The sequence below is a fragment of the Pseudomonas frigoris genome, from assembly GCF_047758635.1.
Lineage (GTDB): Bacteria > Pseudomonadota > Gammaproteobacteria > Pseudomonadales > Pseudomonadaceae > Aquipseudomonas > Aquipseudomonas frigoris.
In genome coordinates, this window is the sequence record NZ_CP180479.1 from 1780959 (window position 1) to 1794503 (window position 13545).

The window sequence follows — 13545 nt, forward strand, 5'->3', positions numbered from 1 at the left end:
TCTCAGGTCTGGGAGCGTCGCAGAGCCTCAATGGTTTCGATCAGCTCATCGTAGGACAGCGGTTTTCCAATGTGCTGGTCAAAGCCCGATTGCTGTGACTTTTGAATGTCGCTGTGGGCGCCATAGCCGGTCAGCGCAATGGCCGGCACATCTTTGACGAGCGGCAACTGACGCAATGCGTTTATCAGCTCGTGGCCGTTCATGACCGGCATGCCCACGTCAGAAATGATCAGGTCGAAACGGGTGCTTTTGCCGCGTCCAAAGCCGCCACCGGTCGATCGAATGCAATCACTTGCGCGTCTTCCATTTCCAGCAGCATTTTCAAGGTTTCCAGCACATCGGCGGAGTCGTCGACCAGCAGGATCGTCAAACCACTCAGCCTGCCAGAGGATTCTTCGACCTGAGTCGGGGATTGCGGTTCATCTTTGGTGTGGGCCAGGGGCAGGTAAATCGTGAAGGTACAACCTGTTCCCACCCCGGCAGAGTTCACCTCAACCGTTCCCCGTTGGGCCTCGGTCAACTGGCGGACCAGTGACAAGCCGATTCCCAGGCCTTCACGGTTGTGGCTGACGTGCTGCTTTTCAGCCTGGCCGAACAGGTCGAACACGTGATCGAGATTCTCGGGTGCGATGCCTGCACCGTTGTCTTTGACGTCCAGCCGGGCCATGTTTCCAACCTGGCTGGCGATCAATTGCACGTGGCCGTTGGAGGGCGTGAACTTCAGTGCGTTGTTCACCAGGTTCCAGATAATTTGTTCCAGGCGCGTCGGGTCGGCATGGACCATCAGGCGCCTGAAGGCACGTGCAGTTCGACGATGGCGTCGTGTCGGTCGTTGAGCACGACGGCGTGAATGTCGCGCAACACACCGGCCAGATCCACGGCGATTGGTTTCAGTTTGAGTTTGCCGGTGCGCCCCCGGGCAACATCCAGCAGATCATCGATGATCCGTGCCTGGCTGTTGACGGCGTCGCAGATGGTGTTGACGGCCTTGGCGGCCGGCTCCACCGACTTGGTCACCGGCAAGCGACGCAGCAGTTCTGCATTGAGCTGAATCAGGTTCAACGGATGCTTGAGTTCGTGGGACATGACCGCGAAGAATTCGTCCTTGAGGTAATTGGTGTTGCGCGTTTCGGCCAGTTGTTGGCTCTGCTCTTCATGCTGGCGCTTATGGCCGGTCAGGTCCCGGGCAATTTTCACGTAGCCCTGAAGGTTATCGCCGCTGAGCAGGGTCACCTCGCCGCTGCAAAAGAAGCGGCTGCCGTCCTTGCGCAGATGCCAGCGCTCATCTTCGCTGCGACCATGGGTGCGCACCGCCAGCAGTTCGTTTTCAGGTACGCCGGATGCGCGATCTTCAGCCGAGAAAATGAAGTCGTAATAGGCGCCCTCGGCGTCGGCCTTGCTGTAGCTGAAGATCAATTCGGCACCTTTGTTCCAGGTGGTGATCACGCCCTGCTCATCGAGAGTGATGATGGCGTAGTCGCGAGTGCTTTCGGCGACCAGGCGCATGCGTTCTTCGCCTAGTCGCAGCTCTTCTTCAGCCGCTCGACGTTTGGTGATGTCGATGAACGTCAGCACGGTGCCGTCGATGTGGTCTTCGCTGGAGCGATAGGGCAGCAGGCGGGCGATGTACCAGCGGTTGTCGGTGCTGCTGACTTCGCGTTCGATCATGTTCAGCGATTCGAACACTTGCGACGCGTCTGCGACCAGGTTCTCGTAATGCAGGCGATGGGTAATGTCGAGCAAGGAGCGCCCGGTATCCACCGGCAACATGCTGAAGATGTCAGTGGCGCGCGGGGTGAACCACTTGATGCGCATGCTGCGATCGACAAACACCGTGGCGATGTCGGTGGAGGCGATCAGGTTGGTCAGGTAGTCGTTGATCCTGTCGGTTTCTTCGACCTTGGTTTTCAGCTCGTAGTTGACCGTCAGCAGCTCTTCCTTGCTGGTCTCTAGTTCTTTCGCGCTCAAGGTTGGACAGCAACTGGCTTTCCGTCTGTAGCACGGTGGTGGCCGCTCGTTCGGAAGGGTCGACCTCGACTTCTTCGAAAATCACCAGAACGTATTCGCCGTCCGATTTTTCATCCTTGTAGGGATGCGCGACCAGATCGATCAGGCAACTGCGCTCATCACGCTTGCGCCGTTCCGGAAGAATCAGCGTCAGCAAGTTGCGCGACAATTCCGCCGACATGGCGCAAGAAACGCCCGGCACTCTCGCTCATGTGCAGAATATCGGCGTTGGCGTCGACGATCACGCTCGGTGGTGCGGACTGTTCGAGGGCGCGTTGATGGATATCGCCGAATGACAGTTTGCGCGGCGCAGTGCTTTGATGAAGTAGTGGCGCAGCCGCGAGGGTGGCACATCGGTGATGATCGTGGACCAGACGCGGATTTCTTCTTTCTCGGGTTGCGCGGACACGACAGCGCTGACCAATTGCGGCACGACATCCCGCTCGAGGGCTTCGAAAGCCTCCCTGTCACGGAAGAAGTTGGTCACGCCGATCAACATGTCGCCCAGCAACGCCTTGGTTTCTTCGGGGTTGGCTTGCAGATACTGGTAATAGGCGCTCAGGTCCGGCTGGCGGGTCACCTGCATCCGGCGTTCGATCCGGCGCAACACGGTGGCGCGTTTGTAGTGTTTGAAGTCATGGCCGGTGCCGGTGCGCAACTGAATCAGGACGTCGCGCAGCACGTGTTCGGCAAGTGCCGCGTCACGCTCGGACACCGCAGCAAAATGGTTTGCAGTTCTGGATCGTTGGCGGTGGGCAAACAGATTTCTATGGAGTTGCGCCAAAGCTCCAGAAGCTTTTGCGGCATTTCCACCACGGGCAGCACCAGGTCAACCATGCGGGTTTCGATGGCGGCGCAAGGCATGCCATCGAATTTGGCATCTTCCGGTGCCTGGGCCAGGGTAATGCCACCTTGTTCCTTGATCCGTGACAAGCCAACCGCGCCGTCCGAACCGGTGCCCGACAACACCAGACAGAAGGCGCGCTCGCGGTGCACATCGGCCAGGTCACGGAAGAACAGATCGATGGACGCGTGGCGACCTTCGCGCGGGTCTGTGGTGCTGACCTCCAGAAAGCCATCGTTCATTGCCAGCCGTTGCGCCGGTGAAATGACGTACACCCGGTTTTTCTCGATGGCCACCGTTTCGGTCACCTGCAGAACCGGCATCTTGGTCGACTCCTGGATGATCTTGTCAGCGATGCTCTGGTGGTCGGGCGACAGATGGAGAATGATCACGAACGCCATGCCATTGTCTTGAGGCATGTTTTCAAAGAACAGTTTGATCGCTTGCAGCCCGCCCGCCGACACACCGATGCCCACCACCGGAAAATCCAGGGTGCTGGGGCTCAGGGCCTTTCGCTCGGGAGCAGGGGCCGAGTGCTTGGGAGTGGTGGTCATAACGCTTGCCTTTGGCGAGGGGGAAACGCCTCGAACTCAAGTGGGGTGTGGGTGCGCCTTAATAAATCAGGATAATCCCGATTTTCAATAACACCTTCAAATATTAAGCGCGTACTGAGCGGCATGACTTCATTAAGGGAACGCCACTACTGGCCGATAACCCGAACACTCATGGTCTTCTTCTTAAAATTGCCTGGAAATCTTCGATGCTGTCGTATCACCAAAAGCGTTTTTTGATCGTCGATGATTTCTCGGATTTCCGCAGTTCCGTCAGGTCCATGCTGCGCGAACTGGGCGTCAAGGATGTCGACACCGCCGACTCCGGTGAACAGGCGCTGCGTATGTGTTCGCAGAAGGCCTACGATTTCATCCTGCAGGACTTTCACCTGGGCGACGGCAAGAAGAACGGTCAGCAGGTGCTTGAAGACCTGATGATCGAGAAGCTGATCAGCCATGAGGCCGTGTTCGTCATGGTCACCGCCGAGACCAGTCAAGCAATGGTGCTCAGTGCGTTGGAACACGAACCCGATGCGTACCTGACCAAACCGTTCAACCGTTCCGGCCTGGCTCAACGGCTGGAGCGGCTGGAGCAGCGCAAGACCTTGCTCAAGCCGATTCTGCAGGCCCTTGACCGGGGCAAACCGGTTGAAGTGCTCAATGCCTGCATCGCCCTGTGCAAGCAAGACATCCGCTACTCGCCGTTGTGCCTGCGCTACCGCGCCGATGCCTTGCGCGACCTGAATCAGAACGAGGCGCTGGAGCGTCTCTACGACAGCATCATTGCTGATCGACCGTTGCCGTGGGCGTTTGCCGGTCTGGGCAAATTGCTGTTCAAGCGTGGCCAGGTCGCTCAGGCCAAAGGCGTGTATGAAAAAGCCCTGAAAGTGTTCCCGATGATGCCGGCGCTCTACGACGGCATGGCCGATGTGCTGGTCGCCGAAGGCGACACCAAGGCGGCCCAGAGTGTGCTGGAAGAGGCCATCCGTTTGTCGCCGCTGGCGGTGCGCCGGCAAGCGCAGTTGGGCAAGTTGGCGATGGCCAACGAAGATTTCGACACCGCCTCCAAAGCCTATCGCCAGGCCGTGGCGCAGGGCGCGCAGTCACGTTTCAAGGATGCGGAGAGCAACCTTGGCCTGGCCCATGCCTTGATCAGTAAAGGCAGCGAAAAAGGTCTGGATACCCGGACTCGACTGGAAATCAACACGACGCTGAGTGCGGTGGCCAAGGAAAACCCTTCCGACCCGGGTCTGCAGATTCGTGCGCGGTTGATGAAAGCCACCAGCCTGCTGCTCAACGATGCCGAGACCGCCGAGAAGCTCACCGAGCAGGCGATGATGCGCCTCGATGGCATGGAGCAGTTCATGAGCGCCGAAGCGGCGCTGCTGGTGGCCAAGCAACTGCAGATGCTCGGCCAGGCCAGCGCCGGTGCCTCGATGCTGAAAAACTGCGCGGAAATCTACGGCGACGACCCGACGGTGATGAAGGGCATCGCCAAGTTGACCGACGATCCGACCATTCTCAACTCCGGCAACGCCGCTGCCGACCTCAACCGTCAGGGCGTGCGGGTGTACAAGACCGGCAACCTGGTGGAGGCGCGGCAGGTGTTCCGCAAAGCCCTGGCGCTGCAACCCAAGAACATCAGTATCGCGCTGAACATGGCGCAGTCGCTGCTGCATGGCACCGACACCAGTGTCCCCTCGGCGGAGCTGGAGGAATGTCGGACGTGCCTGAAAATGGTCGGCCTGATGCCCGACTCCGATGCGCGTTTTCCCCGTTATCAGAAGTTGCGAAGCAAGGCGTTTGGCGAATGAACGACAGCGAACAGGCACTCGATTTTTCCACGGTGATTGCCTCCACCGTGCACGACATGAAGAACTCTCTGGCGATGCTGATGCAGGCCCACAGCCAATGGTTGGCGCGCTTGCCGGATCCGCAGCAGCACACCCCGGAGCAGGGCGTGATCGAATTCGAGTTCGCGCATCTCAATGGCATGCTGGTGCAGTTGCTGGGGCTGTACAAACTCGGCGTCAACCAGATGCCGTTGCAACCGGCCTACCATGAACTGGATGACTTCATCGAAGCGCAATTGGCCTGCCATCAGGACGTGTTTGCCAGTCGCGGCATCATGGCGACCTATGAAGTGGAACCGTTGAGCCCTTTGGGTTTCTTCGACCGGGAACTGATTGCTTCGGTGCTGGGCAACAGCATCAACAACGCCATTCGTTACGCCCGCCACGCGGTGTTGATCAGCGTCAGCGATGAAGCCGGGCAACTGGTGCTGACCGTCAACGACGATGGCGAGGGTTATCCACCCGAAATGATCGAGCGTCAGGCCGATTACGTGCAGGGCATCAACCACAGCAGCGGAAGCACTGGCCTGGGCCTGTATTTTGCCGGGCGGATTGCCGCACTTCATCAACGCAATGGCGAGGGTGGACGCACCGAAATCAGCAATGGCGGCCCGCTGGGCGGCGGCGTGTTCAGCCTTTACCTCCCCTGACGGGCACATCCCCCCCTAGGAGCTGGCGGAGCCTGCGATCTTTTGACGTTGCTGTCTAAACTAAAGGCAAGATCAAAAGATCGCAGGCTTCGCCAGCTCCTACCGGATTGTGGTGGCCGAAAATCAGAGGTGTTCAGCCAATGATTTTCTTTTTGTGCGGTGCTTGATATTCCGAACAGGCGGAGCCTATTTTGTACGGGTCGCCGTTCGCGGCTTGCACAACAACAAAGGATTGCGTCATGACAACCGATGGCCATAGTTCATTCGCGGAGCGATTGACGGGCATTGATGAGATCGAATGTGTTACGCCGGATTTGAATGGCGTACCCCGCGGCAAGGTAATGACCGCCGAGGGCTTCCTCGAAGGACGACGTTTGCAGATGGCGCGGGGTGTGCTGCTGCAATGCATCATGGGCGGATACCCGCCAGCGCGCTTTTACGGCAGCGATGATGGCGATCTGGCGCTGGTGCCCGACCCTGCACAGATCCATCGCTTGCCGTGGAGCCAGCAGCCGCGCGCCTTGGCCATTTGCGATGCGGATGAGTTGACCGGCGAAAGCTCGTCTCTGTCGACCCGCGGCCAACTCAAAGCCGTGATCGCGCGTTACGCGGCCCTCGGCCTGGCGCCGGTGGTGGCGACCGAGCTGGAGTTTTTTGTCTTCGCACCCAATACCGACCCGACTCAACCGTTCCAGCCGCCGCTGGGCCTGGACGGTCGTCGCGAGGACGGTCATTCGGCGTTCAGTATCAGTTCCAATAATGGTTTGCGGCCGTTCTTCAGTGAAGTCTACGCATGCATGGCGGCCCTGGGCTTGCCGCGCGATACCTTCATGCACGAGATGGGCGTCAGCCAGTTCGAGATCAACTTACTGCACGGCGACCCACTGCTGCTGGCCGACCAGACACTCCTGTTCAAACATCTGCTTAAAGAAGTCGCGCTCAAGCATGGCCTGACCGTGGTTTGCATGGCCAAGCCGCTGGCGCACACGCCGGGCAGTTCGATGCATATTCACCAGAGCATCATCGAGATCGGCAGCGGGCGTAACGTGTTCAGCGACAAGGCTGGTGAGCCGACCGCGACCTTCCGTCATTTCATCGCGGGTCAGCAGGCCAGCATGGCGGATTTCACCGCGTTGTTCGCACCGAACGTGAACTCGTATCAGCGCTTGTGCCATCCGTATGCGTCGCCGAATAATGCCTGCTGGTCCCACGACAACCGTGCGGCCGGATTGCGTATTCCGGCCAGTTCGCCCGCCGCTCGTCGGGTCGAGAACCGCTTGCCGGGGGCTGATGCAAATCCTTACCTGGCGATCGCCGCCAGTCTTGCCGCAGGGTTGTATGGCATTGAACACAAACTGGAGCCGAGCGAGCCTATTCAGGGTGAATTCGAAGTGCCGGACAATCTTTCGTTGCCGTGTACCTTGCATGCGGCTCTTGAGCGTCTGAAACGTAGCCAATTGGCGAAGGAACTGTTTGGCAAGGAGTTCATCGAAGGCTACATCGCCTCGAAGACCATGGAGTTGACCAGCTTCTTTGATGAAATTACTCCCTGGGAGCGGCGTGTTTTAGCGGCCCAGGCCTGACGATCCGTCGACATCAGGCTATCGTTTGTCGGTAGCCTGAAACTCACTGCAAGGAGCCGCTCGGAACGCCGATGCGCCAAATCTGGAAACCCTTTCGAGCGCTTTATTTTGCCTCGCTGATGATGTTGATCGGCTCTGGCCTGTTGAGTACTTACCTGGCCTTGCGCCTGGCCGCCGATCACGTCGACAGCCTGTGGGTCGGTGCGTTGATGGCGGCCAACTATTGCGGCCTGGTGCTGGGTGGCAAGATCGGCCACCGGCTGATTGCCCGGGTCGGGCATATTCGCGCCTATTCGGCCTGCGCCGGGATTGTCGGCGCGGCGGTGCTGGGCCATGGCCTGGTGGACTGGTTGCCTGCCTGGATATTCCTGCGGGTCATCGTCGGCCTCGGCATGATGTGCCAGTACATGGTCATCGAAAGCTGGCTCAATGAGCAGGCCGAAGCCTCGCAGCGCGGAACGGTGTTCAGCGGCTACATGATCGCCTCGTACCTGGGGCTGGTGCTGGGTCAGTTGATTCTGGTCATGCACCCGGGCCTGGGTCTTGAGCTGCTGATGCTGGTCGCCTTGTGCTTCGCGCTCTGTCTGGTGCCGGTGGCCCTGACCCGGCGGATTCACCCGGCGCCATTGCACCCGGCACCGATGGAGCCACGGTTCTTCATCAAGCGCGTGCCGCAGTCGTTGAGCACGGTGCTGGGGGCGGGGCTGATCATCGGTTCGTTCTACGGTCTGGCACCGCTGTATGCCTCGCAGCAGGGATTGTCCACGGAGCAGGTCGGTCTGTTCATGGGTAGCTGCATTTTTGCGGGGTTGCTGGTGCAATGGCCGTTGGGCTGGCTGTCCGACCGTTATGACCGGGCGCTGTTGATCCGCTGTTTTGCGCTGGTCCTGGCGCTTACCGCGTTGCCGCTGGCAATCATGCAACAGGTACCGCTGGAGATTTTGTTCATCACCGGGTTCTGCTGTTCGCTGGTGATGTTCTGCCTGTATCCGCTGGCGGTGGCATTCTCCAACGACCACGTCGAGGGTGATCGCCGGGTGTCCCTGACAGCGATGCTGTTGGTGACCTACGGTGTCGGCGCCAGTATCGGGCCGCTGGTGGCGGGGGTGCTGATGAAACTGTTCGGTAGCCACATGCTCTATGCCTTCTTCAGTTTCTTCGCGTTGGTGCTGGTGTGGCGGATTCGCCCGAAAGCGGTGACCAACCTGCATCAGGTCGACGATGCACCGCTGCATCACGTCGCCATGCCGGACAGTATGTCGAGTTCGCCGTTGGTCGCTTGCCTCGACCCGCGTGTCGATGAGCAGGTGGTTCAGGATCAGATGCAAAACCCGATCAACCCTGAGCCGGACCCGGAACCCGAATCAGAGCCCGAAACCGATCCGCCGCCCGAAGACCCTGATGCAGCTCGCGAGCAAAGTTTTACCGAGGCCAGACCTTAATGCATAAAAACAACGCATAAAAAAACGGGCAGTCACCGCAAGGGACTGCCCGTTTTCTATTGAAGCGTCGTATTACATGTCGTCTTTGTCGAAGCGTCGCGCTTCACGCTGAAGCTGATAGACGAACCGCTCGACCTGCCGCTGTACCAGCCCGCTCATGTTGTGAAAGCGTACGCCGGCGAAGGTGATGGAGATCCTTTCTTCGAAGTGCAGGTAACGCAGCTCGACGGGTGCCGTCATGTTGCCAAAGGGCAGGGCGGCGATGAAGCGGTCATAGACCTGACCCAGTTGCAGGCTGTCCGTGATGTCGCCTTCGAAGCGCAACTTGCAGCCGGTGGCTGAGATGTCCAATAGCTTGCCGCTGATCGGCGACTTGAGCTTTTCACCGCCCAGATCGACGTTGACCAGTTGTGCCAGCTTCAATGCTGCGCGGAATGCATTGCGACGCTGGTGGTAAACCACCTCGGCGGGCAGGGCGCCACGGTAGCAGCGACCGCCACCGGATTCGTCGATGGTCAACGGGCCGTTGCTTTCCCAGGCAATACGCACGCCGTCGTGAAAGCCTTCGACCTTGAACGGTTCGCCGGCGAGCAGGAAGCGTTCACCATCGCGGGGAATCATTTCGTCCAGGGCAATCATGTTGCTGTCACGGTCAATGTCCACCAGATAACTCTGGAAGCGCTGGCTGCGCTCATGGAACGTGATGATCAGCGGATCATGGCTGTCTTGCAGCTGGCGCAGGTTGCCGGAGATCTCCAACGGCGTGGTGAGCACCTTGGGTGGCTGCGGAGCATCTTCCGCGCTTAAGGCATTGAACACGGTTCATCAATCTCCAGACAAAATATGACTACGACTGGCCAGCATATTGCCAGCATGTTGCGCGTCTTGATAGTGCGCGCTTTTCAGCAGGTTCAAGCCTGACTGAGCGGGCGTGGCTTCGCAAGCATGGAGGTTGATCCGCGCGCATCGTAGAGCGCTGGCGGCTCGCCGCCGTTGAGGATTTTCAGCTGATTGGCCGTCGCGGCCTGTTGCACCAGGATCGACTGGCCATTCTTGACGTTGGCCGCCTGGCACTGAGCCAGAAGATCGGTCAATACATCGCTTTGTTCCAACAGCTGATCGCCAATGCTCGAATGGCTGGCAAGTTGCTCCAGGCCGTTGCGGTTGGTCGGCAGGTTGAGGCTGGCGAGGATTTCACTGCGCTTGCGGCCATGCTGATCGAGCAAAATGATCAATGCCTGTTTCTGCGCCAGAATCTCTTCGAGCAGTGGCATGTCGCGACCATGCAAGGCGAGGGACTCGGTTTGCAGTAACTCCAGCAAGTGCTGTGCTGGAGCGAAATCGTCGGTGATCAGTTGCAGTAAATTAGTGTCGTGCATGGCTGGCCTTGGGTTTTAAGCGTCCAAAAGCCTGGCGCAGGCCTTGGCCTAGCGCTGGGCTTCGAAGTTGAGCAGTTTGCTGGCTACACGGTTGCTGTCGACTTTGTAGCTGCCATCGGCAATCGCTGCTTTCAACTCGGCCACGCGGGCGTTGTCGACGGCAGGCTGATCGCGCAGCTTGTCAGTGACCTTCTGCAACTGTTGAGCCTCATTGCTGAGATGTACCGATTCCCCGCTTTTGACGGTACTGGCCTGTTCGGCCGGGGTATTCAGCGGCGCGGATTTGCCGGCTTCGGCGGTTTCCTTCGCTGCGCTGGTACGTGTACTACCGGTAAGTGACGAGGAACTGTTTAAACGGCTGAAATCGATGACCATGACAAAAAACCTCTGGGTATTTGGACGCTTGCCATGTTTTCGGCCATACCCGGAAAAACTTTAGGCCCAATTATCAATGAGCTTGCGCGCGTCAGCGCTTGCCCTGCATAGGGCACAGTCTAGGGAACAGTCGAGTGGCGCGCCACATCTTCACAAGCAGAGAGTTCTACATGGCCACTTCCACCTGGCCGGGCGCGGTGACTTGCGCCTTGATGACCCGCTGGGAGTTGAGGTTTTTCACCCGAATCTGTTCGCGCAAGCCGCCGTTGGACAGCGCTTCACCCGGCATGCGCACGCTGAGCGTTCCACTGCGGGCGGTAATCACCACCTGGTCGCCCTTGCTGATGACTTCTGCCTGTTCCATGTGCACCAGGGTCATGACCTGGTCGGCGACCATTGGTCGGGTAAGCTTCTGCCCGATCGCCTGGTCGACGGAGGTCAGGTAACCCTGATTGATCAGGCTGATGTCGCGCTCGCGCAGGGTCACATCCTGAGGCTCGACGATGCCGGCGCGCCGCAGCGCACGGGTGGTGGTCACAATGTCGCGAAACAGGCGCACTTGAGCGGGTACGAACACGGTCCAGGGGGACGTGCCTTCGCAAGCAACCTTGACGGTAACCCGCCCCAGCGGCCTTGCCGGACTCTCAAGCGTGGCTGTCAATTCCTTGTCACACATGGGCATGCGCAGCCGTGGATCGAGCTGCTTGACCTCGATCTCGTAGCGGCCTTCCGTTTGACTGGTTGCCAAATAGTCTTCTACGGTGAATTCAAGAAAGCCCTGAGTGACGCCGATAAGCATGTCAGGCAAGGTAACCGCGTCAGCAAGGGCAGGGCAGCCAGCGTTGAACAGGCAGACGGCCGACACCGCGCAAAGCAATTTGCGGGCGTTTGATGTCAGGCGTCGGAAAAATGTCGGTTCTGTGTTCATAAGAGTTAAAAAGCAAGCGCCGTGCCGTTTAGTGATGAATGTGCGTCGCAACACACTTAAGCGTTGGTGTAGGAGTCTGTGCATGGCTGGTGTAATGGATGCGGTAAACCAGCGCACGCAACTGGTAGGGCAGAATCGCCTTGAGCTGTTGTTGTTCCGTCTCGACGGCCAGCAGCTGTATGGGATCAACGTGTTCAAGGTTCGGGAGGTGCTGCAATGCCCCAAACTGACTCTGATGCCCAAGTCCAGTCCTGTCGTGTGCGGTGTGGCAAATATTCGGGGGGCGACCATTCCGATCCTTGATCTGGCGATGGCGACCGGTTCCGGTGCGCTGAAAGATCAAAGCAATCCCTTCGTGATCATCACGGAGTACAACACCAAGACCCAGGGTTTCCTGGTGCGGTCGGTGGAACGCATCGTCAACATGAATTGGGAGGAGATTCATCCGCCCCCCAAGGGCACGGGACGCGATCATTACCTGACGGCTGTGACTCGGGTCGACAATCAGTTAGTCGAAATCATCGACGTCGAGAAAGTGCTGGCAGAAGTGGCGCCGACACCGGAAGCGATTTCCGTTGGCGTGGTGGATGTCGAAACCCAGCACAAGGCGCTCTCTTTGCGAGTACTGACGGTCGATGACTCGTCGGTGGCGCGCAAGCAGGTGACCCGTTGCCTGCAGACGGTCGGAGTCGAAGTGGTGGCGTTGAACGACGGTCGGCAAGCGCTGGATTACCTGCGCAAGCTGGTCGACGAGGGCAAGAAGCCGGAAGAAGAGTTCCTGATGATGATTTCCGACATCGAGATGCCGGAGATGGACGGGTACACCCTCACGGCCGAGATCCGCAACGACCCTCGCATGCAAAAGCTTCACATCATCCTGCATACTTCGTTGTCGGGTGTATTCAATCAGGCGATGGTCAAGAAGGTCGGTGCCGATGACTTCCTTGCCAAATTCCGTCCTGATGACCTGGCATCCCGGGTAGTCAACCGGATCAAAGCAGCAGACATCAGCTAGGGGCCTTCTGCCCCTAACGGTTAATACGATTTAAGAGGCGGCATCTTTGTCTACGGGTAATTTGGATTTCGAACAGTTCCGGGTCTTCCTGGAAAAAGCCTGTGGCATTTTGCTCGGTGAAAACAAGCAGTACCTGGTCTCGAGCCGTCTCAACAAACTGATGGAACAGCAAGGCATCAAGTCCCTGGGTGAGCTGGTCCAGCGCATCCAGACCCAGCCGCGCAGCGGTTTGCGCGAGATGGTGGTGGATGCCATGACCACCAACGAAACCTTGTGGTTTCGTGACACCTATCCGTTTGAAGTCTTGAAGAACAAGGTGCTGCCCGCAGCGATCAAGGCCGCCCCCGGCCAGCGTCTGCGGATCTGGTCGGCGGCCTGTTCGTCGGGTCAGGAACCGTATTCGCTGTCGATGTCGATCGATGAGTTCGAGCGCGTGAACATGGGCCAGTTGAAGATGGGCGTGCAGATCGTTGCCACCGACCTGTCCGGCACCATGCTGACCAACTGCAAGACCGGCGAGTACGACAGCCTGGCCATCGGCCGTGGCCTGTCGCCCGAGCGCCTTCAACGTTATTTCGACCCGAAAGGGCCAGGGCGCTGGGCAATCAAGGCGCCGATCAAGAGCCGGGTGGAGTTTCGCTCGTTCAACCTGCTGGACAGCTACGCGAGCCTCGGCAAGTTCGACATCGTGTTCTGCCGCAACGTACTGATCTACTTCTCCGCCGAGGTGAAGAAGGACATCCTGTTGCGCATTCACAGCACGTTGAAGCCAGGCGGTTATCTGTTCCTCGGTGCTTCCGAGGCGCTGAACGGTTTGCCGGATCATTACCAGATGGTCCAATGCAGCCCGGGGATCATTTACCAGGCGAAGTGATGCAAAAGCGGCAGGCAAAAAAAACGGGAGTCCCTTAAGGGCTC

Annotated in this window: 10 protein-coding genes and 1 pseudogene; 6 read left to right on the forward strand and 5 right to left on the reverse strand. The window is 58.7% G+C overall.

The window, feature by feature from the left end; genetic code table 11:
- Positions 1-2: 2 nt before the first annotated feature.
- Positions 3-3405 (reverse strand): annotated as a pseudogene (locus tag ACMXYH_RS08045) (chemotaxis protein CheB).
- A 206-nt stretch (positions 3406-3611) separates the two neighbouring features.
- Here ACMXYH_RS08045 and ACMXYH_RS08050 point away from each other — a divergent pair.
- The 4 genes from ACMXYH_RS08050 (at position 3612) to ACMXYH_RS08065 (ending at position 8930) form a co-directional block, all read left to right on the forward strand.
- Positions 3612-5216, forward strand: coding sequence for a response regulator (locus tag ACMXYH_RS08050; protein WP_415766779.1), 1605 nt, complete (start codon positions 3612-3614; stop codon positions 5214-5216).
- Positions 5213-5905 (forward strand): sensor histidine kinase, encoded by a 693-nt coding sequence (locus ACMXYH_RS08055; RefSeq protein WP_415766780.1) that lies wholly within the window; start codon positions 5213-5215, stop codon positions 5903-5905. The genes ACMXYH_RS08050 and ACMXYH_RS08055 overlap by 4 nt, the downstream gene beginning before the upstream one ends.
- 341 nt (positions 5906-6246) lie before the next feature.
- A complete protein-coding gene (locus ACMXYH_RS08060; RefSeq protein ID WP_415767666.1) occupies positions 6247-7488 on the forward strand; it encodes a glutamine synthetase family protein in 1242 nt (413 codons plus the stop codon).
- 71 nt (positions 7489-7559) lie between these two features.
- A complete protein-coding gene (locus ACMXYH_RS08065) occupies positions 7560-8930 on the forward strand; it encodes an MFS transporter (protein ID WP_415766781.1) in 1371 nt (456 codons plus the stop codon).
- Between the two features lie 72 nt (positions 8931-9002).
- On the opposite strand, the gene ACMXYH_RS08070 is transcribed toward ACMXYH_RS08065, so the two are convergent.
- The 4 genes from ACMXYH_RS08070 to flgA all read right to left on the reverse strand — a co-directional run bounded on the left by ACMXYH_RS08070 (position 9003) and on the right by flgA (position 11612).
- Positions 9003-9749 (reverse strand): flagellar brake protein, encoded by a 747-nt coding sequence (locus ACMXYH_RS08070; RefSeq protein ID WP_129437609.1) that lies wholly within the window; start codon positions 9747-9749, stop codon positions 9003-9005.
- A 92-nt stretch (positions 9750-9841) separates the two neighbouring features.
- On the reverse strand, positions 9842-10309 hold the full coding sequence (locus tag ACMXYH_RS08075) for a flagella synthesis protein FlgN (RefSeq protein WP_123368748.1): 468 nt from the start codon (positions 10307-10309) through the stop codon (positions 9842-9844).
- Between the two features lie 48 nt (positions 10310-10357).
- Positions 10358-10684 (reverse strand): flagellar biosynthesis anti-sigma factor FlgM, encoded by a 327-nt coding sequence (gene flgM, locus ACMXYH_RS08080; RefSeq protein WP_129437605.1) that lies wholly within the window; start codon positions 10682-10684, stop codon positions 10358-10360.
- Positions 10685-10850: 166 nt separating this feature from the next.
- Positions 10851-11612 carry a flagellar basal body P-ring formation chaperone FlgA gene (flgA, locus tag ACMXYH_RS08085; protein WP_046046517.1) on the reverse strand — a complete coding sequence of 254 codons (762 nt, stop codon included), beginning with the start codon at positions 11610-11612 and terminating at the stop codon, positions 10851-10853.
- Between the two features lie 82 nt (positions 11613-11694).
- Here flgA and ACMXYH_RS08090 point away from each other — a divergent pair, with 82 nt between their 5' ends.
- Positions 11695-12627, forward strand: a complete 933-nt coding sequence (locus ACMXYH_RS08090; RefSeq protein WP_008147956.1) for a chemotaxis protein CheV — start codon at positions 11695-11697, stop codon at positions 12625-12627.
- 46 nt (positions 12628-12673) lie between these two features.
- Positions 12674-13501, forward strand: coding sequence for a protein-glutamate O-methyltransferase CheR (gene cheR / locus ACMXYH_RS08095; RefSeq protein WP_008147958.1), 828 nt, complete (start codon positions 12674-12676; stop codon positions 13499-13501).
- The last annotated feature ends 44 nt before the right edge of the window (positions 13502-13545 follow it).